The organism is Kitasatospora sp. NPDC088134 (assembly GCF_044741705.1).
Classification (GTDB): Bacteria; Actinomycetota; Actinomycetes; order Streptomycetales; family Streptomycetaceae; genus Kitasatospora.
This window is the reverse complement of record NZ_JBIUTD010000017.1, coordinates 14256-35282: the sequence shown is the minus strand read 5'-3', so window position 1 is coordinate 35282 and position 21027 is coordinate 14256. Positions and strand designations below refer to the sequence as shown.

At 75.0% G+C, this 21027-nt stretch carries 16 protein-coding genes; 5 read left to right on the top strand and 11 right to left on the bottom strand.

All coding sequences use genetic code 11. The features are described from left to right. Positions 1 to 72: 72 nt before the first annotated feature. A complete protein-coding gene (locus ACIOHG_RS24635; protein WP_400953754.1) occupies positions 73 to 282 on the bottom strand; it encodes a hypothetical protein in 210 nt (69 codons plus the stop codon). Between the two features lie 314 nt (positions 283 to 596). Between ACIOHG_RS24635 and ACIOHG_RS24630 the strand changes: the two genes are divergently transcribed. Further along, positions 597 to 1154, top strand: a complete 558-nt coding sequence (locus ACIOHG_RS24630) for an SMI1/KNR4 family protein (RefSeq protein WP_400953753.1) — start codon at positions 597 to 599, stop codon at positions 1152 to 1154. Positions 1155 to 1344: 190 nt separating this feature from the next. Here the strand turns inward: ACIOHG_RS24630 and ACIOHG_RS24625 are convergent, their stop codons facing one another. From ACIOHG_RS24625 to ACIOHG_RS24615, 3 genes are all read right to left on the bottom strand, one after another. Continuing rightward, positions 1345 to 1923, bottom strand: a complete 579-nt coding sequence (locus ACIOHG_RS24625) for a chloramphenicol phosphotransferase CPT family protein (protein ID WP_400953752.1) — start codon at positions 1921 to 1923, stop codon at positions 1345 to 1347. A gap of 214 nt (positions 1924 to 2137) precedes the next feature. After that, positions 2138 to 5134 carry a type 2 lanthipeptide synthetase LanM family protein gene (locus ACIOHG_RS24620; RefSeq protein WP_400953751.1) on the bottom strand — a complete coding sequence of 999 codons (2997 nt, stop codon included), beginning with the start codon at positions 5132 to 5134 and terminating at the stop codon, positions 2138 to 2140. A gap of 106 nt (positions 5135 to 5240) precedes the next feature. Continuing rightward, on the bottom strand, positions 5241 to 5483 hold the full coding sequence (locus ACIOHG_RS24615; protein WP_400953750.1) for a hypothetical protein: 243 nt from the start codon (positions 5481 to 5483) through the stop codon (positions 5241 to 5243). 502 nt (positions 5484 to 5985) lie between these two features. Between ACIOHG_RS24615 and ACIOHG_RS24610 the strand changes: the two genes are divergently transcribed. Then, positions 5986 to 7728 carry a serine/threonine-protein kinase gene (locus ACIOHG_RS24610; protein ID WP_400953749.1) on the top strand — a complete coding sequence of 581 codons (1743 nt, stop codon included), beginning with the start codon at positions 5986 to 5988 and terminating at the stop codon, positions 7726 to 7728. Positions 7729 to 7822: 94 nt separating this feature from the next. Further along, positions 7823 to 11602 carry a HEAT repeat domain-containing protein gene (locus ACIOHG_RS24605; protein WP_400953748.1) on the top strand — a complete coding sequence of 1260 codons (3780 nt, stop codon included), beginning with the start codon at positions 7823 to 7825 and terminating at the stop codon, positions 11600 to 11602. A gap of 51 nt (positions 11603 to 11653) precedes the next feature. Here the strand turns inward: ACIOHG_RS24605 and ACIOHG_RS24600 are convergent, their stop codons facing one another. The 7 genes from ACIOHG_RS24600 to ACIOHG_RS24570 all read right to left on the bottom strand — a co-directional run bounded on the left by ACIOHG_RS24600 (position 11654) and on the right by ACIOHG_RS24570 (position 18295). Next, on the bottom strand, positions 11654 to 12904 hold the full coding sequence (locus ACIOHG_RS24600) for an MFS transporter (RefSeq protein WP_400953747.1): 1251 nt from the start codon (positions 12902 to 12904) through the stop codon (positions 11654 to 11656). Next, positions 12901 to 14079 carry a PLP-dependent cysteine synthase family protein gene (locus ACIOHG_RS24595; protein ID WP_400953746.1) on the bottom strand — a complete coding sequence of 393 codons (1179 nt, stop codon included), beginning with the start codon at positions 14077 to 14079 and terminating at the stop codon, positions 12901 to 12903. Before ACIOHG_RS24595 ends, ACIOHG_RS24600 begins: the two co-directional genes overlap by 4 nt. 103 nt (positions 14080 to 14182) lie before the next feature. Further along, positions 14183 to 14581 carry a hypothetical protein gene (locus ACIOHG_RS24590; RefSeq protein WP_400953745.1) on the bottom strand — a complete coding sequence of 133 codons (399 nt, stop codon included), beginning with the start codon at positions 14579 to 14581 and terminating at the stop codon, positions 14183 to 14185. Positions 14582 to 14732: 151 nt separating this feature from the next. Continuing rightward, on the bottom strand, positions 14733 to 15407 hold the full coding sequence (locus tag ACIOHG_RS24585; protein WP_400953744.1) for a hypothetical protein: 675 nt from the start codon (positions 15405 to 15407) through the stop codon (positions 14733 to 14735). A 92-nt stretch (positions 15408 to 15499) separates the two neighbouring features. Beyond that, positions 15500 to 16558 (bottom strand): ABC transporter substrate-binding protein, encoded by a 1059-nt coding sequence (locus ACIOHG_RS24580; protein ID WP_400953743.1) that lies wholly within the window; start codon positions 16556 to 16558, stop codon positions 15500 to 15502. Positions 16559 to 16605: 47 nt separating this feature from the next. Next, on the bottom strand, positions 16606 to 17481 hold the full coding sequence (locus tag ACIOHG_RS24575; protein WP_400953742.1) for an ABC transporter permease: 876 nt from the start codon (positions 17479 to 17481) through the stop codon (positions 16606 to 16608). After that, positions 17471 to 18295 carry an ABC transporter ATP-binding protein gene (locus ACIOHG_RS24570; RefSeq protein WP_400953741.1) on the bottom strand — a complete coding sequence of 275 codons (825 nt, stop codon included), beginning with the start codon at positions 18293 to 18295 and terminating at the stop codon, positions 17471 to 17473. The genes ACIOHG_RS24575 and ACIOHG_RS24570 overlap by 11 nt, the downstream gene beginning before the upstream one ends. 239 nt (positions 18296 to 18534) lie before the next feature. Here ACIOHG_RS24570 and ACIOHG_RS24565 point away from each other — a divergent pair, with 239 nt between their 5' ends. Continuing rightward, on the top strand, positions 18535 to 20220 hold the full coding sequence (locus ACIOHG_RS24565) for an ATP-binding protein (RefSeq protein ID WP_400953740.1): 1686 nt from the start codon (positions 18535 to 18537) through the stop codon (positions 20218 to 20220). Further along, entirely contained in the window at positions 20217 to 20906 is a 690-nt protein-coding gene (locus tag ACIOHG_RS24560; RefSeq protein ID WP_400953739.1) for a response regulator, read from the top strand. Before ACIOHG_RS24565 ends, ACIOHG_RS24560 begins: the two co-directional genes overlap by 4 nt. Positions 20907 to 21027: the final 121 nt, after the last annotated feature.

Here is a 21027-nt window from a genome sequence, read left to right as displayed (position 1 = left end):
GGTAGGGCCTCGGGGGTCGTGCGCCGCCGGGACCGGGCGGAGCGCCCGGGGACGCCCCGCCCGGTGGGTGGCCTACCAGTCCGCCGAGGCGACACCGTCCCGGTAGGTCCAGGTCATCGTCTCGTACGGGGTGTGCGACAGCATCAGCATCTCGTCGCCCCCGGACAGCGCGGCCGCCCGTCGCCCCAGGGCGCCGCCGGTGCCCCAGAGCCCGCTCCCGCCGGACGGCTGCGCCGCCGACTCGGCGAGCCCGGCCGGCCGAGGATGCTTCGGAGTCTGCATGGGTGGATACCTTCCTTCCGCTGACGGTGACACTGCCGCACACCCGGAAACCGCTCCCCGGGCCGGTGGTCCCCCTCCACCGCGATCACAGGCCGAGCTTCCCACCGGCCACGCCTCCACACAAGATGCCCCCAACCTCCACCTCCCCACCCGATGCACTCCCGAATTGCCCGAGCCCCCGAGCTGCCGACGGCGGCCCGGTCTCCTGGCCGACCGGTCCGGGCGGGGGGTGAGTGGCGCACCGTCCGGCCGGGTCGGCGGAGCGGGACTCGCCGAGAGCCGACGTGTCGGCGCGCCCTGACAGCATCACGGTCATGACCGATCTCGACGACCTCGTGCAACGCGTTTCCCTCCGGGCCGCATCCGACAGCGACAGCCTTCCCGCACCCGTCAGCAGCGCCCGGATCGCGGAGGCCGAGGCGCAACTGGGCTTCGCACTGCATCCCCTGCTCGTGCGCCTGTACCGCGAGGTCGCCGACGGCGGCTTCGGCCCCGACTACCGACTGCTGCCGCTGCTCGGTCCGGGCTCCGGCGTCGTCGGCGAGTACCTGACGCGACGGGAGGCGTCCGTCGGAGTGGAGCACCCGGAGTGGCCCGAAGGCGTCGTACCGATCCTGACCTGGGGCTGTGCCATGTACGCAGGCGTTGACTGTCTCAGCGAGAGCGGCCAGGTCCTGCTCTTCGAGCCGAACCCGTACAGCGGAGGATCGTGGGATCAGTGCTGGTTCCTCGACTCCGACAGCCTCGCAGCGTGGCTGGAGACGTGGCTCGCGGGGACGGGCTGGTTCGAGGAGGACGCCTCCGACGGGGACGACCTGATCGACCCCCGGCCGTGGGACCGGGCCGCAAGCCGACTGTCCTCCGGCGCATAGCGAAACATCGACCCTCCGTCCCACCGACGCAGGCGCTGGCATCCGACGCAGGTGCCGTCATCCCGGGCATGCTCACGGCTTCCTTCGGAGCGTCGGCATCGGGAGGGCGACCGGCGCACTGGCTGCGCCTCTGGCTGTCTGCGCGAGTCCGTCTTCCGCTCCGGCCGGGCGGGGAGTTCCCTGCCGGGGCTCAGGCCGTCGGTGGTTCCTGGAGGTCCGGCAGGAGGCGCCGGCGGAGGCGGGTGAAGGCGGTGGGGGTGGGGCGGTGCGGGAGGAACTCCTTGATCCGGTGGGCGCATTCGAGGGGGCTGGTGGTGCTGGTGTCGCACTCCAGGTCGTAGTCGCCGTGGCGGTGGACCAGGCCGTACTGGTGGGCGGCGAGGCCCGGCGGGCGGTCTCCCCGGGCGGCTTCGCGGCGGGCCAGTTCGTCCGGCGAGCAGTGCACGCCGACGAACAGCACGTCCTCGGGCCGCAGCACCGTCAGGCAGTCGAGCAGCCGCCACGGCTCGCTCAGCACGTGGTCGACCACGATGTCGTTGCCGACCCCGGCCATGGCCGCGATCGAGCGGTGGAAGCCCATCCTGGTCCGCCGCAGCGCGGCGTCGAGTTCCGCCGTCCCGAGCTCGCGCTTGGTGCGCATCGCGTTGAACCCGTCGACCGCCAGGTGGAAGAAGACGCCGTCGGCCAGGACGTCCAGCAACTCCCGGGCGATGCTCGACTTGCCCGAACTGGAGGTGCCGTTGAGGAAGATGATCCGACCGGATGTCATACCGCCATGATCACATGCGGCCCGTACCGCACTCCGGCCGCGCCTGCCCGGGGGCGCGGAGCGGCCGATTCGGCATCACCGGCGGGGGCGTGGGGGCGTGGGCGCACCGACGGGACGAGGGCGGCTGGTGCCGCGTGCAGGGGTGGTGATCGTCGGCTGTTTCGCGGGGGTCGGGCCGCTGCTGCGCAGGGGCGCGGGGCGGGCCGGCTCGGCGTCACCGGCCGGGGCGCAGGTGAACGGGCGCCGGGGGTTGCAGGAGGAGCACCGACGGGACCTGGGTCGGGGAGGCCAGTCGCAGCAGGGTGTGGCCGATCCCGGACAGTCCCACCAGCAGGCCCGGTACCGGGACGGCCCCCGGGGTGCCGCAGCGTGGGCGGCCGTCCCGTTCGATCGTGGCCACCAAGTGCTGCGCCTGCCGCTGTCGGGCCGTTCGCAGGTCCGGGGCGGTCCACCGGGTGAGGAGTTCCAGGCCGCCCGTCCCGCCGTGGCAGAGGCTGTGCTCCGGCAGCGGTCCCGGGCGGGCGGCGACCTGACGGGCCGTCCGCTCCGCGAACTCCGCCAACTCCGGGTCGCGCGCGGCCGACGGCCGGTCGGCCACCGCCAGCGCGACGCCCACCCGGCCCCGGCACCAGCCGTCGAGCCGGTTCGGTGCATGGGCGGCGGACCGCAGGGCGGCCAGTCCGGCCTCCGCCGCCCCGGTCTCCGAGGTCTCCGAGGTCTCCCCGGTCTCCCCGATCTCCTCCGTGGCTTCCGCCCAGCCGAGCAGGGCCCAGCCGACCCCGGCCGCGCCGGTGGCGAAGCCCGCAGCGGGGGGCGGGGGAGCGGCGAGGAGACGGGACGCGAGGGTACGGGCCCCGTCCCGGGCCGCGGTCGAACCGGTCGCCCGGTGCACGGCCAGCAGCGCGGCCAGGCCGCCCGCCAGACCCTCCGCCAGCCCCGGCGCCGACTCGGTCGCGGCGGCCCGCACCGTCAACTCGACGCTCGGCCCGACCAGCGCGGACAGGGCCGGATCGTCCAGGGCGGCGGCCACCGCTGTGACCGCGTACGCGATGCCGCCGAGACCGGCGAAGCCGCCCGGGCCGACCGCCGCGAGGTCCGCCGGCCGGCCCGCCAGCCGTTCCAGCAACGCGGGCAACGGCGCCAACGCCCGGACGGCCGCCGCCGCGTAGCGCTCTTCCCCGGTCCGGGTGGCGAGCCGGGCCAGGAACAGCGCCACCCCGGTGTACCCGCCGCCCAGATCCGCGCCGCACGGCCGCAACTGCCAGTGCCGGTCCCCGAGAAGCTCCAGCCCGAGCCAGTTCGTCCGCCCGCCCCCGTCGAACCCGGACGCCAGCAGCAGGTCACCGACCCGACGGGCTGCGCCCAGCAGGCGCGCGGGGGAGAGGTCGGGGGGGGGGGGGGGGGCGGCTGCTGCGCCGGGCAGTTGTGCGGTGCCGGTGCCGGTGCCGGGGAGCGGGGTCCCGAGGGCCGGCTGCGGCTGCGGGGGCGGGGTGTGGGGGTCGGCGGTGGCGCGGGCGGTCATGGTGGCGCGGACGATCCACTGCTGGGTGGTGAGGTCGGAGTCGTTCAGGGCGCGCAGCCGTGCGGCGGCCCGGGCCAGGCCGGTTCGGGGGAGGGCGGCGGGGATGCGGGTGCCGTCGCCGGACCACAGGTCGGTCGAGCCCGGGCGGGTGGTGAACAACGGGATGTCGCCGTCCCAGAGTTGGGCGATCTCGTGCTCCAGGGTGCCGGGGTGGCCGGGGCCGGCGGCCGGGTCGGTGCCCAGCAGGTGGAAGAGTGCGTCGCGGGAGGCCGCGTCCCGCAGCACCTCCGGGCGGGTCGACTCGGCGAGCAGGGTCGCGTACGTCCGGGTGGGGCGGATCACGACCCGGACCTCGTCGTCCGCGAAGCGGGCCAACGGGCCCTGGGGGTCGAGGAGTTCGGACCGGCCGTCGGCCACCGCCCGGTAGCCGGCGCGGAAGCCGTCCAGCAGGGCGTCCAGGTGGTCGGCGGGTTCGGCCGCGGTGCCGGCCAGGCTGGGGCGGTTGGCGGCACCGGCCAGGGTGCGCGGGCGGCGGACCAGGCGCATCCGGTCGGTGCCGGGGTCGGCCCAGGCCGCCGCGTCCGCCGGGAGCGGGGCGCCTGCGTCACCGCCCAGGCCGGAGGCGTCCAGCGCGGTGCGGTCCCCGAGTTGCAGGTGCGGGAGCAGGCCGGTCCGGTACACCGAGGACTGCAGGGCGGCCCCCGCCGGATCGTCGGCGCCGAGGCCCGCCGCCGGGGGGTGGAACAGGGTCTCCACGTCGACCAGGAACGGCTCCGCGCCCCGGGCGATCAGGTTCTCGTGGTGCACGTCGGTGCCGTCCAGCGCGTACAGCAGCGCGAGCAGCGCCCCCTGGCGACGGTAGAAGGTGGTCAACTGCCGTGCAGTGGAACAGCTTTGCGCTTCGATGTACTCGACCCAGCCGTAGTCGTCGCGGTCCAGCAGTGCCAGGACCGGCAGGGTCGGCAGGTCGGGCGTGCCGGGTCGGGCGTTGAACCAGCGGACGAGTGCGTTGAAGTGCCGGTGCGCCCGCAGCGGGCGCGGCTTGTGGACCACCCGGCGGCCGTCGGCGAATCCCAGTACCGCGACGCTGCGGCCCCGCCGGTGCCCGTCGCCCGCGCCGGTCTCCACCGTGACCAGCGGGCCGGGGTCGGTGCCGTCCAGCAGGGTGGCGACGATCTCGGCCCGGTCGGCCGCGAAGTGCGCCAGCAGCTCGGCCAGCGCCTCCGCCGCGTGCAGACAGGTCTGCCCCAACAGCCTTGCCAGCACCGGGTACTGGGCGAGCAGCGCACCCAGACCGGCCCGGCCGGCCGTCGCGGTGGCGAAGCTCCGGAACCGCTCCTCCGGAGTCCGCCCGGCCAGGTCGCCGCGCTCCCGGGCGGCGTCGAGCTCCCGCACCAGCGTCCGGGCCGAGCGCCGGGCCAGTACGGCCGTCAACCGCTGGACGAACTCGGCGCGCAGGGAGCCGAGTTCGACCGTCCCGCCCCCGTCCCCGGCAGGCAGCAGCCCGGCCGCCGCCCGGGCGAACGGCGCCACGACGTCCTCGAACCCGACTGCGGTGAAAGGCAGTTCGTCCGGCACCGTGGCCAGCACCGCCTCGACGAACCCGGCCCACCCCGGCCGCCCCGCCCCGCCAGATCCGTCCGGTTCGCCCGCCACGACCCCGGCCGACCACCACCCCGCATCGATCACCGGCCGAGCGTCCCACCGGCCCGTCCCCCGCACAAGGTGCCGTTCGGCCCGCCGATCGGCCCCGGTCGACCCGCCCCCGGGGGGCGTTGGCGCCACCGCCCGGGGCTCAGCCGAGCTGCAGGGCGTGCTTCAACTCCGCGGTCAGCATGGCGTCGTCGTAGTATCCCGGCTCGCCCGGGTTGTACATCGCCAGGGCGTAGGAGAGGTCGTCGAACTCCTCGGGGCCGTCGAGGCCGACCGCGATGATCATCTCCATCCGGGTCAGCGATGTGGTGGACCGGTCGGTGCGGGCGACGAATGCCTCGGCCCGACGCCGGAGTTCCTGCCGCAGCTCGGCTTCGGTGCTCACGGTGGGCGGTCTCCTCGCAGGCCGGGCGGTGTCGCACCAGCCTAACCGGGGCCGGACGCCGGGGGCAGCCGTCGCGGGTTGCCCAGGGAGCGAGCCGGAAGCGGATCGACGGGCCGGTGCGGGAGCCGAGCCGTTCAAGTGGCGGGGAGAGGGCGCGGCGGCCGGTGCCGAGCGGTGCGGCGATGGTCCCGCCGGTGGCGTCGGCGCACCGGGAACGCTGCCTCGCCGTGCGCTGCCGCGCCGCCACCCGTGCCTGCCGCGCCCGAGCAGCCTGAAGCAGCAGGGCGGGCTCAAGCAGGAGGGCGGGCCGGCCGAGGAGGAGTCCGCCGCCGCCCGGAAGGCCAGCGTCCTCGGCAGCCGAGTCGGACCGGGTCCTCGGCAGCCGAGTCGGACCGGGTCCTCGGCAGTCGAGTCGGACCGGGCGCCAGGGGAGTGGGGAACGGAATCGGGGCCGGTCGGGGCCGTTCGATCGATGTCCGGCCGAGCCCCTACGATGACCGCCATGACTATCGGGGGGCCCGGAGCCCAACTCATCGACGGCCGGTTCGAGTTGCTGGAGCGGCTCGGCGGTGGCGGCATGGGGCTGGTCTGGCGGGCCCGCGACACCGTGCTGCAGCGCGAGGTCGCGCTCAAGGAGGTCCGCCCGCCGGACCCGGCGATGCTCGCCGCCGACCCGGCCGCCGCGTACGAACTGCGCGAGCGGGTGCTGCGCGAGGCCCAGGCGCTGGCCCGGCTCCAGCACCCCAACGTGGTGATCATCTACCACATCGTGGACAACGCCGAACTCCCGCACCCCTGGCTGGTGATGGAGCTGGTCAACGGCGGCTCGCTGCACGACCGGATCAACCGCGGCGCGCTCTCCCCGCAGGAGGCGGCCCGGATCGGGCGCGGCGTGCTCTCCGCGCTGCGCGCCGCCCACGCGGCCGGCATCCACCACCGCGACGTCAAGCCCGGCAACGTCCTGATGCGCGCCGACGGCACCCCCGTGCTCACCGACTTCGGCATCGCCGCGCTCAGCGAGACCCCCAGCCTGACCGCCACCGGCTCGCTGATCGGCTCGCCCGAGTTCATCGCCCCCGAACGCATCCGCGGCCACGAGGGCAACCCGTCCTCCGACCTGTGGTCGCTCGGCATGATGCTGTACGTCGCCGTCGAGGGCCACCACCCGCTGCGCCGCGGCAGCACCATCGCCACCCTGGCCGCCGTCCTGGACGAACCGCTCCCGCCGCCGCTGCGGGCCGGTCCGCTCGGTGCCACGCTCACCGCGCTGCTGGCCCGCGACCCGGCCGCCCGCCCCGACGCCGTCCAGCTCGACCGGCTGTTCGCCGCCGCCGAGCAGGGCATCGACGGCACCCTCGGCGGCGGCTCGGCCTTCTCGCCCACCCAGCTCAACGACACCGTCCCGCCGGGCACCGGCTCCGGCTCCGGCGCCGCGCCCACGTACGGCGGGCCGGGGTACGGGCCGACCGAGGTCAACGGGATGCCCGCGCACCCGACCGGCCCGACCACGCCCGTGCCCGTGCCCGTGCCGGACGCCGGGCGGAAGCGGCGGACCGGGCCGGTGCTGGCCGCCGTGGTGGCCGGTGTCGCGGTGCTCGGCGTGCTGGGCTGGTCGCTGAACGGCAGCGGCCTGCTGGGCGTCGAGCAGAAGGCCAAGGACTCCCCGGCGACGGTGGCCGGCGTCACCCCGGCCCCGAACGCCGCCGGGACGGGTGCGGGCGCCGGTTCGACCCCGAAGACGCAGGCGCCCCCGAGCACGGGCGGCGACGGCGGCGCGGGCGCCGGCACGGGGACGGGGACGAACAAGGACCTGCTCACCCCCGACGGGGCGCGCGGCCTGGTCGACACGATCCGGGCGTCCGTCGGCAACGCGACCATCGTCTCGATGAGCATCTACCCCGACTACGCCAACGCGAAGGTGGTGACCAAGGACAACCCCAAGCACTACGACGACGTCAGCGTCCGCAACGGCAAGGTCACCAGCAGGCCCGGCGGCATCGTCAGCAGCACCGACAAGACCGTCGACCTCAGCAGGATCGACTGGAACCAGATCCCCACCGTGTTCGCCACCGCGAAGACCCAACTCGCCGTCGACACTCCCAAGTCCCGCTACATGCTGGTCGACTACGGCTGGTTCGCCGACGAGATCACCATCCGCTACTACCTCTCCGACGACTACAACGGCGGCGGCTACGTCACCGCGGGCGCCACCGGCAAGATCCTCAAGGTGGTCAAGTCCGGCTGACCGTCCCGCCCGCGCCGGACGGTGACGTTCGGTAGTGTGAGCGGTCCGTTGCGTGAGCGCGGACGGGTCGGGCGGACTGGGGAGGGCGGGGCCGGTGGCGGGGGAGCGCGAGGCGCTGCGGGTGGCGCTGGGGGAGCTGCGCGGCCGGGCGGAGCATGAATCCGGGTGTTCGCTGCGGGAGTTGGAGCGGGCCGTGCGCCGGTCCGGGCTGCCCGGGACGGCGGGGTTCCACGGGCAGCGGGCCAGCGAGTGGGCGGCCGGGAGCACGGCCGGGTTCCGGGTGCCGCAGAGCACGGAACCGCTGCTGGCCGTGGTCGCGGTCTGGCTGTCCTGGACCGGGCGGCCCACGCTGGACGAGTCCGGCGCGGTCCGGCGCAGCTGGTTGGGCGGCGCCGAGGCCCGGCAGTGGCGGCAGCGCTGCGAGGGCGCCGCCGCCGAGGGCCGGCCGGCCCGGAGCGGCGGCGACCTGTCCGGTTACCTGGCCCGGGTGGTGCAGACGTACGACCGCCTCAACCTGGACGTCCTCGGCGAGCCCGGCCGGGCCGGGGAGCAGCCGCGGATCGGCCTGCGCCAGGTCTTCGAACCCCCGCTGCTGGCCTGGGAGTGGCCCCGGCACCGCCTCCCGGCCCGGCTGCGGGGCCCGTGGGAGGAACTGCGGGGCCCGTGGGAGGAACCCGGCGAGGAGGAGCCGTCCGAGGCCGACGAGTCGCGGCCGCCCGAACCCGTCCTGGACGTGCTGGGCGCGGAGGCGGGCCGGCGGCTGGTGGTGCTCGGCGACCCGGGCGCGGGCAAGACCACGCTGAGCAAGTACCTGGCCCTCGCCCTGGCCGGTGGCCTCGACGAACTCCCGGACGGGCTGGCCCCGTTGAAGGGCGCCGTCCCGATCGTGGTGGAGCTGCGGCGGCTCGCCGACCCGCGCTGGTCCGGCCGGACCTTCGAGGAGTACTGGGAGCAGTACAACGCCACCGAGCGGATGGGCCTGCCGCGGGAGGCCCTCGAAGCGCTGCTCGCCCCGTCCGGCAAGCACCCGGTGCTGCTGGTCTTCGACGGTCTGGACGAGGTCTTCGACCCGGTGCGCCGGGCCGAGATCGCCCGCCACCTCGCGGCCCTCGCCCAGAGCCACCCGCAGGTCCGGACGGTGGTCACCTCCCGCCCGGTCGGCTTCGCCGAGGGCGAGTTCGCCCGCGCGGACTTCCGGATCGGCAAGCTGCGGGAGCTGACCCGCCCGCAGGTGGAACGCTTCGTCGGCCGCTGGTACCGGGCGGCCGAGGCGGAGGAACCGGCCTGGCAGGCAAGGAAGTTGACGGACGCGGTGCGGGACTTCCCGTCGGTCGGCGAACTGGCCGGTAACCCCCTGCTGTTGACGATCCTGGCGGCGATCGGCCTCGGCGCGACCATCCCGCGCGACCGCCGCGACGTCTACCGCCACGCGGTCGAGGTCCTGGCCGGCCGCTGGGACCGCGACGCCAAACACCTGCGCCTCCCGCCGCACGCCCACCCCGATGTCGCCCACGCCGTCGAGGAGTTGGACGGCCGGATGCTCCAGGAACTGCTGGAGCGCATCGCCGCCCGGGTCCAGCAGGGCCGGGTGGGCGGCGAGTCGGACGCACCACTGATCGGGGCAACCGAACTGGACGCCCTGATCCGGGAGTTCGTCGAGAACCTCGGCTACGCCGCACCGATCGCCCGGACGGTGTCCCGGGCGATGATCGAGCGCCTCTACGAACGGGCCTTCCTGATCCACCCGTTCGGCGCCGAGACCTACGGCTTCGTGCACCGCACCTTCCTGGAGTACCTGGCCGCCCGGGACCTCTCGCACCGCTACCAGCGCCGGGACGAACCCGAGTTGGCCGCGGAACTCGCGCAGCGGGCCGCCGACCCGGTGTGGCGGGAGGCGGTGCTGCTGTTCCTCGGCATGGTCAGCCGCGACGCCCCCGCCCTGCACGCCCGGGTGATCGCCCACCTGCTCCACATGCACCGCCACGCGGGCGGCGCCCCGTACTGGCGGGACGAGGACGACAGCGAGTTCCTGGGCCTGGCGGTGCGCGCCCTGGCCGAGGCCCACCGGATCGGTCGGGCCCGGCCGGGGCCGCCGGAGACCTCGCTCGCGGCCCAGAGCGACGCGGTGGTCGACGCGCTCACCGAGGAGGAACTCCGCGGCCTGCCCGCCGAAGCGCTGGCGGTCCTGCCCGACTTCCCCCGCGCCTGGCCGGGCCGGGAACGCTACCGACGGCGCGCCCTCCCGTGGCTGGCCCGGGGACCCCGTCCGACGCGCACCGACCACAACAAGGTGCTGGCCGCCCTGTGCGGCGACTTCGGGGAGGTGGACCTCCTCACCCGGATCACCTGGAACGGGGCGGCGCGCGAGGCGTTCCGGGCACTCGGCGCGCTCTGGCGCCACGATCCCGCAACGGGGGAGTTGGTCCGTACGGCGGCCACGGACCGTGGCACCGATTCGGCGGTTCGGACGGTCGCCCTGCGGACGTACATCGAACACTTCGCCGCGGAGGAGGACGCCCGGGCCCTGCTGATGGGCCTACTGGCCGAGGGAACCGAGGACCAGGCGGTCCTGGAGGTCGCTGTTGATCTGTTGGTGGCGCATCGGCCGACCGACCCCGAGGTCCGCGGTTTCGTGCTCGCCGCCGCGGGCCCGACGGCCGACGACCTCCTTCGGCTGCGGGCCCTGGCGGTACTCCCGCTGTGCTTCCCAGGAGATGCCGAATCGCTCCGAGCGGCTCTCACCGCATCGCAGGGGATCGACTTCCTCATCGGAAAACAGGCCTGGAGCACGCTGGGCGCAGTAGCACCGTCGAACCGCGCTGCCCGCGACGCGGCCCTCACCGTGCTGACAACCTCATCGCCGACCAACACGCTGGCGGCCAGTTTCCTGTCCCGCTGTTGGTGGGACGAGGCCGAGGTCAAGGTGGCGCTGCTGGACGCGATCCGGGCCGTTCCTTTCCTCGCTGTCTTCTTCGACCGGTCCGCCGCGGCGTACCCCGAAGTCCGGACGGCGCTACTCGACAGCGCGCGGGAATCCTCCCGCGCGCCGATCGTGTGGAGTGCCGCGATGGGGCAGTTGGCCTTGCTCGGTCACGACGGCTCGGAACTGCTGCGGCTGGGAATGGACAAGGCCGCCACGGAGGAGCCGGAGATGCGCCGGGAGGCCCTCTATCGACTGTCGGTGCACCTGCCGGACCACGAGGAAGTGCGGTGCCTCGTCGGGGCGGCGACCGCCGACCCGGTGCCCGGCATCCGGACGTTGGCACTCCAGAGGCTGGACCGCTTCCGTTCCGGGGACCGTGCGGTGTACCTCGCCGGTACGCAGGACGAGGACGGGGAGGTCCGCGCGGTCGCGCTGCGGCTACTGGCCCACCGTCACTTCGACGAAGAGGTCCGGCGGCGGGTGCTGGACGCACTGGGGGACCAGGACGAACGGGTCCGCCTGGTCGCCGTCGAGGCGCTGCGCCGGTACTGGGCGCACTGCCCGGAGGCACGCACAGGTGTGCTTGCCGCCGTCCGAGACGCGGACCCGAAGGTCCGGAGCGCCGCACTGCTCGCCCTCGGCGCCCACTGGTCGGACGGCGAGGACGTCCGGCAGGTGGTGCTGGCGGCCCTGGCCGACCGGGCGCATGAGGTGGCGACCACCGCTCTGGTGGTGCTGGTGCAGCGGTGGCCGGAGCGCGAGGAGACCTTCGCCGCCGTCCTGCACTGCGTGGACGGCCCGCTGCGGATCGAGGCGCTGCGGATGCTCGCCCTGGTCTGGCCCGCCCGCCCGGAGTCGGCGGCCGCCGTCGAACGGGCCGGAACCCCGGACGAGGTCGGGCAGTTGCTGGGGCTGATCGAGGCGGCCCGGTCACGGGAGTCAGCGGGCTGAGCGGGTCGGCTTCAGGCTTTCCGACGTGAACGCCGCACCAGTAGCGGCACCCTACCCGGTGGGTACCGGGGCGGGAGCCGGGTGGTGGCGGGCGGTGCGGGTGAGGCGGTGCACGGCGGTGGCGCAGGCGAGGCCGGTGGCGGTGAGGGCGAGCCAGGGGAGGGAGGGGGCGTGGTGGCGGGTGCCGAAGTCCCAGAGGGCGCCGACGGCCAGGTTGCCGAGGGTGATGCCGAGGCCGGAGACGGTGTTGTAGAGGCCGTAGTGGGTGGCGACCAGGCGGTTCCGGGCGAGGGCGACGACGGTGTCCATCTCGAAGGGGTACACCGCCGCGCCCGCGGCGGCCAGGACGGCCACCGCCAGGCCCAGGGCGAGGAGTTGGGCCGCGCGGTCGGACGGGGGCAGCAGGGCCAGCGGGAGGAAGGCGGCGCCCATCGCGGCCAGGCCCGCCACCAGGGCCCGGGACGGTGTGCGGAGCCGTTTCGCCCGGGCGGTCAGCCGGAGTTGGCCGAGGACGGCGACGGCCGCCGAGACCGTGAACAGGCCGCCGGTGGCAGCCGGTCCGTCCGTGCCGAGGGCGCGCCCGGCGGCGAGCGGGAGGGCCAGGTACACCTGGAAGGTCAGCACGTACGAGCCGGTCATCGCGGCGGCGAACAGCAGGAACGGCCGGTTCGCCAACACCGTCCGCCACTGGGCGAGGACGCTCCCGCGCTGCTCGGCGGGCCGTTCGCGGCGGGCCGGCAGGAACCGCCACTGGAGGACGGTCAGCGCGCCGAAGACCGCCGCCGCGACGGTGCAGACCGCGGTGAAGTCGACGGCCAGCAGGGCGAGTCCGACCAGCGGGCCGAGCAGCATCCCGGCCTGGTAGTGGACGTTGAAGAGGGCGAACGCGTCGACCCGGCGCTCTGCGCCGACCTCCGCCGCGAGGTACGCCCGCACGGCCGGGTTGAACAGGGCGCCCGCGAGACCGGTGGCGGCGGAGGCGGCCAGCAGCGCGGGCAGCGAGTCGGCCAGGCCGAGCAGGGCGAAGCCCGCGGTGCGCAGCAGGCAGCCCGCCAGGATCGGGGCCCGGTAGCCGTAGCGGTCGGCGAGGGTGCCGCCGAGCAGGAACATGCCCTGCTGGGAGAGGTTGCGGACGCCGAGGACCAGCCCGACCGTCCAGGCGGCCATCCCGAGGTCGTCGGAGAGGTGCGCGGCCAGGTACGGCATCAACAGGTAGAACGCCAGGTTGATGCCGAACTGATTGACCATCAGCAGGCGGACGGTGGGGCCGAAGCTGCGGGTCCGCCGCCACAGCGCCCTCACCGGGAGGCCCCTTCGCCGGTGCCGGCCCTCGGCGCGGCCGGTGCGGTCGGCACGGTCGGGTCGAGCGGGTCGAGCGGGTCGAGGACGGTGCGGCAGCGGGTCCAGCGGGTGACGGTGCGTTCGGCGGGGTGGGCGATCTCGTCGGGGTGCTCGGGCAGGCGGTGGCCGAGCAGGTCGTGGGCCCGGCACCAGGGGTCGTCGAAGACGGTGCCGACGTAGCGCTGCGGGCCGTCCGGGAAGACCGTGGCGATCCGGGTGCCCGGCGGGGTGGTGGCGGCCAGCCAGCGGGAGACCAGGGCGACCGCGCCGACGCTCCAACCGCCGCTCGCGCAGCGGGTGGCGGCCAGGTCGCGGGCGGCCCGGACCGCCTCGGGGGCGGCCACCCAGTGCACCTCGTCGAACAGCCCGTACGCGACGTTGCGGGGGTGGATGCTGCTGCCGAGGCCGCGCATCAGGCGGGGCAGCGCGGGCTGGCCGAAGACGGTGGAGCCGGTGCTGTCGACGCCGACCACCCGCAGCGCGGGGAAGCGTTCGCGCAGCACGCCCGCGACGCCCGCCGAGTGGCCGCCGGTGCCGACGCTGACCACCAGGGCGTCGATCCGGCCGAGCTGGGCGACCAGTTCCAGGGCGAGCGGGCGGTACGCGGCCACGCTGTCGGGGTTGTGGTACTGGTCGGGGCACCAGGCGCCGGGGTGCGCGGCGAGCAGGTCGGCGACCCGTTCGCGGCGGGCCTGCTGCCAGCCGCCCACCGGGTGCGGGGCGTCCACGATCACGACCTCGGCGCCGTACGCGGTGAGCAGGCCCGTCATCAGCGGTTCGATGCCGGGGTCGGTGACGACCGTCACCGGGTGCCCGTACGTGACGCCGGCCAGGGCCAGGCCGAGGCCGAAGGTGCCGGAGGTGGACTCCACGATCCGGGCGCCGGGGCGGAGTTCGCCGCGGTCGCGGGCGGCGCGCACCATGTGCAGGGCGGGGCGGTCCTTGATGCCGCCGGGGTTGCGGCCCTCCAGCTTGGCCCAGAAGCCGCGGCCGGGGGCGGTGAACGGTGCGCCGATCCGGAGCACGGGGGTGTCGCCGACCAGGCCGGCGGGCGTCCGGGCGGTGCGGGCGGTGCGAGGGGTCCTCGACGCCGCCGGGTGGAGCGGGTCGGTGGTGGGGGAGAGCAACGCGGACATGGGTCTCCTGCGGCCCGCGCCACCGCGCGGTGGCGGGCCGGGATCTGAGGGACGGTCGGGACTGCGCGGCCGCGGGCCGGTTCCGGCACCGCAGCGGGGCCCCTCAGGTCCGCCAGACCCCGAGCACCGCTCTGGCCCGCCCGCCGTCCCCGGGCACCGCCCGCGGCGCGGGCGGGACGCGTGGCGGCACCCCGACCGGGACGTCGGCCGTCCCGGCCGCGGCGGGCTCCTCGACCCCGGCCGGTTCCTGATGCGCCGTCACGGGCTGGTCGAACCCGGCGCACTCGGCCCGGTGCCCGTCCCCGTCCTGGTGGTCCGCCGCCGACGACGCGGAACACGCCACCGGCGCCACCGCCACCACGGAGACCGCGTCCACCGACGGCCTGGAACCCCCGTCCCCGGGACCGTGCGCACACATCAACAGGTGCACCAGCACGGCCAGCAGCACCGCCGGTACCCACCCGGGCCCGGACCCGCGCCGCGCCTCCGACCGTGCCGTCATGTCACCGAACGTACCCGCCCGCACGCGTAAGGTTCCCGTCAACCATCGTACGAATCCCCCGCCCCGGCCCGCCCCCGCCCGGCCCCCGCCTCGAACACCCACCTCCACACCCCGGGCGTGTCACCACCCGCAGGAGTGAACGCCGGCGGCGTCAGCAGCGCTCCCAGTAGAACCGGCCCTCGCGGTGGTCGGGGCTGACGAAGCCCCAGCCCCGGCCGTAGCCGAAGTTGAGGAAGTACGGGTCGTCCTCCCCGCCGTCGGGGCGGTCGCGGAGGACGAAGAGGAACCGCCAGGGGGCGTCGACGCGGGCACACCGGTGGGGGTAACGGGCGGTGCCGCCCAGACGGTCGTCCGGGTCCTCGCCGTCCGGGTCCTCGTCGTCCGGCGGGACCGGGGGCAGGTCGAGCCGCCACTCGACGGGGATCTCGGTGTCGTCCGGGCCCAGGCGCCAGAGCGTCCGGCCCCGGGTGCCGGGCGGGCCGACGACGGCGAAGGACGGGACGCGGCCGCCGGGTTGCACCAGCAGGACGGCCTCGCCGGACTCCGGGTCGGCCGCTCCGCCCATCACGAGGTCCTCCTCGTCGAGGAAGAGGTAGGCCAACCGGAGCGTGTCGCCGGGAACGGGGAACTGCCCGACGAACACCAGCGGACGGCCACTGGCCGGCTCCAGCGGCCAGGCCGGCTCCTCCAGCCAGACGGGCTGCCCGCCGAGCTTGGCCACCGGCGCGGTCACCGGCCGCCCGGCAGCGGCCGGGACCAGGCGGCAGGACGGCAGGAAGGCGGCGTCGTACGGCCCCTCGGCCGTCCCCGTCGGACGTGTGCGCATGGGCGGGATCGTAGGGCGTCCCACCGACGGGAACGCGGCGGCCCCGCGCCCTCCGGGGCGGGAGGGGCGGGGCCGCAAGGGAAGGGTGGGGGTCAGCCGGTGGCCTTGGTGGTGAATTCGGTGGTGTAGGTCTTGGCGAGGTCGATGGTGGATTCCTTGCCCTGGACGTCGGGGTGGAAGGCGGCGAGGACGGCGAGGACGGTCTTGGGGCCGTCGGGGGGCATCACGCCGTCGGTGGTGAACATCGGGAGGGTGGCCTTGATGGCGGCGGCGTAGTCGGCGGCGCTGCCCTGGGAGTAGTCGGCCGGCATCTGGGCGGCGATCTCCTCGGGGGTGTGGGTGTTCATCCACTTGAGGGTCTTCACGAAGGCGTTGGTGAGCTTCTGGACGGTGTCCTTGTTGCCGTTCACCCAGGCGGTGTTCATGTAGAGCGAGGAGGAGGGGTAGAGGCCGCCGAGCGCGGCCCGGGAGCCCTCGGGGGTGCGCATGTCGTAGAGGACGGTGCCGAGTTGCTTGGAGAGCAGGGTCGCCACCGTGGGGTCGGTGGTCATGCCGGCGTCGATCGAGCCCTGCTGCATCGCGGCGATGAAAGTCTGGCCGGCGCCGACCGCGACGGGGCTGAACTCGTTGACGGCGACGCCGTTCTTGACGGCCAGGTACTTGGTGAGGAAGTCGGTGGAGGAGCCGATGCTGGTGACGCCCAGCTTGCGGCCCTTGAAGTCCGCGCCGGACTTGATCGCGTCGGCCTGCTTGGCGGAGACCACCTCGACCTCGCCGGGGGCCTGCGAGAACTGGACCACCGACTCGACGCTCTTGCCCTTGGCCTGCAGGTCGATGGTGTGGTCGTAGAAGCCGACGGCGCCCTGCACGTCGCCCGCCAGCAGCGCGGTGGTCGCGTTGACGCCCGCCGGTTCGCTGAGCAGTTCGACGTTGACCCCGGCGTCGGCGAAGTAGCCGAGCCGCTGGGTCAGCATCGCGGGCAGGTAGATGACCTTGTCCAGGCCGCCGACCATGATCTTGACGGTGGGCCCGTCGACCTTCTTCCCGGCGGGGGCGGCGCCGGTGTGGGTGGAGGAGGCGGCGTCGTTGGCACAGGCGGCCAGCGGCAGCAGGAGCACGGCGGCGAGGGCAGCGGCAGCGGTTCTGCGCATGGTGGGGGAGCCTCTCAGGACGAACAGGACGAAAAGGAAGGGGGGTCTCAGCGGCTGTCGCCGGCGTCGGCCGGCTTCCAGCGGAACAGGCGCTTCTCGGCGAAGGTCAGCAGGCCCTCGGTGAGCAGCGCGACCACCGCGAGGATGGCCATCGCGGCGTACACGCCCGCCGCGTTGAAGGTGCCCTGGGCGGCGGCGACCAGCAGGCCGAGGCCCTTGGTGGCGCCGATGTACTCGCCGACGATCGCGCCGATCAGCGCGAAGCCGAAGCTGACGTGCAGGCTGGTGAAGATCCAGGTGGTGGCGGCGGGCACCACGACCTGCAGGGTGACCTTCCGGCTGTCCGCGCCCAGGATGCGGGCGTTGGCGACCAGGTTGCGGTCCACCTCGCGGGCGCCCTGGAAGGCGTTGAAGAACACCGGGAAGAACACCAGCACCACCGCGGAGGCGACCTTGGACGCCGGGCCGAGGCCGAACCAGATCAGGAAGATCGGGGCCAGCACGATCCGCGGGATCGCGTTCAGCACCTTGACGTACGGGCCGAACACGTCCGCCAGGAAGCGGACCCGGCCCAGCGCGATGCCCAGCAGCACGCCGCCGACCACGCCGAGCACCCAGCCGGTCAGCGCCTCGTACAGGGTGTAGCCGATCTGCTCGCCGAGCGAGCCCTGCGCGGTGCCGTGGGTGATCCACTGCCAGATCTGCGCCCAGATCTTCGACGGCCGGGAGAAGTTGAACGGGTCGATCACCCCGGTCGCGGCGGCGGCCTCCCACAGGCCGAGCACCCCGGCCAGCACGGCGGCCCGGGCCGCGTACACGCCCAACTTCCGTTGGCGGGCCGCCCGTTCGCGCACCTCGGTGCGGGAGGCGGCGGGGGCGGCGGGGGCGGCGGCGGCCTTCGTGGCGGCGGTCTCAAGCGGCACGGTCCGCTCCTCTCTCACGGGTGATGCGGACCTCTTCGCCGAGCGACGCCCAGATCTCGCGGTACAGCTCCACGAAGCGCGGCTGCAGGCGCACCGCCTCGACGGTGCGCGGGCGCGGCAGGTCGACCGGGAAGACCTCCTTCACGGTGGCCGGCCCGGCCGTCATCACCACCACCCGGTCGGCCAGCGCGATCGCCTCGTCCAGGTCGTGGGTCACGAAGACCACCGAGGAGCCGGTGCCCGCCCACAGGTCGAGCAGCTGGTCCGACATCAGCGCCCGGGTCTGCACGTCCAGCGCCGAGAACGGCTCGTCCATCAGCAGGATCCGCGGGTCGTTGACGAAGGTCTGCGCCAGCGCGACGCGCTTGCGCATGCCGCCGGACAGCTGGTGCGGGTAGCGGTCCTCGAACGCGGCCAGGCCGACCCGGCCCAGCCAGTCGCGGGCCCGCTCCCGGGCCTCGTCCGCCGGGACGCCCCGGAACCGCGGCCCCGCCATCACGTTCGACAGCACGGTGCGCCACGGGAACACCGCGTCCTGCTGGAAGACGAAGCCGACGTGCGGGTTGATGCCGGACACCGGCTCCCCGTACACCCGCACCTCGCCCTCGGTGGGCTCCTCCAGCCCGCTGACCAGCGTCAGCGTGGTGGACTTGCCGCAGCCGGTCGGGCCGACCACGGCGACGAACTCGCCCGGGGCGACCGTCAGGTCCAGCTCCCGGACGGCGGTGTGCAGGGCGCCGGACGGGGTCCGGAAGCGTTTGGTCGCCCCGGTCAACTCGATCGCCGGGACGGCCCCGGCCTTCTGCGGGTCCACGTGAACCACCTACCTCCCCGGCCGGCTCCCTCGCCGGCCAGTTGTGCTGTGGACCGGGACGCTACGAGGCCGACCGGGCGGGGCGGGAGCCTTCCGGGCGTAACGCGGGTTTGCGGCACAGAGGGCTGTTCTGCTCGTTTTGCTTCCGCTACAACAAACCGGGCGGGGGCTGACAGAAACACGCCGGAAACATAGGGTGGCCCCCGCCCGAACCCCCGCTGAGCTGGAAGGAGACGCCGATGGGACGGCTGCACTGGCCCCGCCGGGTCTTCGCCCAGCTGCTGCTCGGCCAGACCGTGGTGACCGTCGGCGTCACCGCCGTCACCGCCGGGCTGTTCCTCGCCCCCGTCAGCCGCGAACTCGACCGCGACGCCATGCAGCGCGCCCTCGCCATCGCCCAGGTCACCGCCACCGACCAGGACGTCGCCCGGGCCGCCGCCGACCGCGACCCCGACCGCGCGCAGGCCATCGCCGAACGCGTCCGGCTCGCCAGCCGCGCCGAGTTCGTGGTCATCACCGACGACGCGGGCATCCGGCTCTCGCACACCGACCCCGCCCGGATCGGCCTGCGGGTCTCCACCGACCCCGAGCCCGCGCTGCGCGGCGAGAGCGTCACCGCCATCCAGGACGGCACCCTCGGCCGCACCGCCCGCGGCAAGGTCCCGCTGCGCACCGCCGACGGCCGGATCGTCGGCGAGGTCTCGGTCGGCCTCAGCGACGACTCGATCCGCCGCCGGCTGGTCTCGATGACCGGCGGCATCCTGCTCTGCGCCGGCGCGGGCCTCGCCGCCGGGACGGCCGCCACCCTGCTGCTCGCCCGCCGGCTCAAGCGCCGCACCCACAACATCGCGGTCGCCGACATCGCCGCCCTGCTGATCGAGCGCGAGGCCATGCTGCACGGCATCCGCGAAGGCATGGTGGCCCTCGACCCGGCCGGGCGGATCAGGCTCGCCAACGACGAGGCGCTGCGCCTGCTCGCCCTCCCCGACGACTGCACCGGCCGCACCGTCGACCAGCTGCTGCCGCCCGGCCGGCTCGCCGACGTCCTCACCGGCCGGGTCGAGGGCGCCGACCTGCCCGCCGTCCGGGACGACCGGGTGCTGGTCGTCAACCGGATGGCCACCGCCGACGGCGGCGCTGTCACCACCCTCCGCGACCGCACCGAACTGGAGTCCCTGGTGCGGGAGCTGGACCACACCCGGGGCCTCACCGAGGCGCTCAGGGCGCAGGACCACGAGCACGCCAACCGGATGCACACCCTGCTCGGCCTGCTCGAACTCGGCCGCCACGACCAGGCCGCCGCCTTCATCTCCGAACAGTCCGGCACGCACGCCGCGCTCGCCGCCGCCGTCGCCGCACACGTCCGGGACCCGCACACCGCCGCCCTGCTCACCGGCAAGGCCGCCGTCGCCGCCGAACGCGGCGTCCGGCTCCGCGTCACCCCCGACAGCCACCTGCCCGACGCCCTGCTCGACCCCCGCGCCCTGGTCACCGTGCTCGGCAACCTGGTCGACAACGCCGTCGACGCCCTCGCCGCCGGCGGCACCGTCGAGGTCCGGCTGCGCACCGCCGGCACCACCCTGCTGGTCGAGGTCGCCGACAGCGGCCCCGGCATCCCCGCCGAACTGCGCGAACGCGTCTTCGAGGAGGGCTGGACCAGCAAGGACGCCCCCGCCCACCGCCCGCGCGGCCTCGGCCTGGCCCTGGTCCGCCGCCTGGTCGGCCGCACCGGCGGCCGGCTCGCCGTCGGCACCGGCCCGCTCGGCGGCGCCCGCTTCACCGTCGAACTCCCCGAGGCCCTGCGCGCCACCGACCCGCCCTGCGCCACCGACCCGCCGAACGCCGCGGAACCGTCCTGCGCCGCGGAACCGTCCCGCGCCACCGCCCCCGTGCCCCCCACCGACCCCCTGCTGGAGCGCGCATGATCGACGTCCTCGTGGTCGACGACGACTTCCGGGTCGCGGACGTGCACGCCGCGTACGTGGCCAAGGTCCCCGGCTTCCGGGTCACCGGCACCGCGCACAGCGCCGGCCAGGCCCTCGCCGCCCTCGAACGCCGCCCCACCGACCTCGTCCTGCTCGACCACCACCTGCCCGACGAGACCGGCCTCGCCCTGGTCCGCCGCCTGCGCGAGGCGGGCATCCGCACCGACGTCATGATGGTCACCGCCGCCCGCGACGTCTCCACCGTCCACGAGGCCATGCAGCACGGCGCCCTGCAGTACCTGGTCAAACCGTTCAGCTTCGCCGGGCTGCGCGACAAGCTCACCGCCTACGCCGACCTCCGGCACGCCCTCGCCGGGCCGGCCGCCCGGGAGACCTCCCAGGACGAGGTCGACCGGATGTTCGCCGCGCTGCGCACCGCGAGCGCCCCCGCCGCAGCCCTCCCCAAGGGCCACAGCGCCCCCACCACCGACCTGGTGCTGGCCGCCCTCCGGCGGGCCGGCCGCCCGCTGTCCGCCCAGGAGGTCGCCGACGCCACCGGCCTCTCCCGCTCCACCGCCCAGCGCTACCTGCGCCAGCTCGCCCAGGACCACCGCCTGCGCCTGACCCTCCGCTACGGCGACACCGGGCGGCCGGAGCACCGCTACGTGCTGACGCCGGAACGCTGAACGGAGAGCCCGGGACGGAACGCCGAACGGAGAGCCCGGGACGGAACGCCGAACGATGCGTGCGGAGCGGGCACGCGTCGGACCGGGCGGGCCGGGTAGGCGCGGCCGTGCCCGTGTCCCT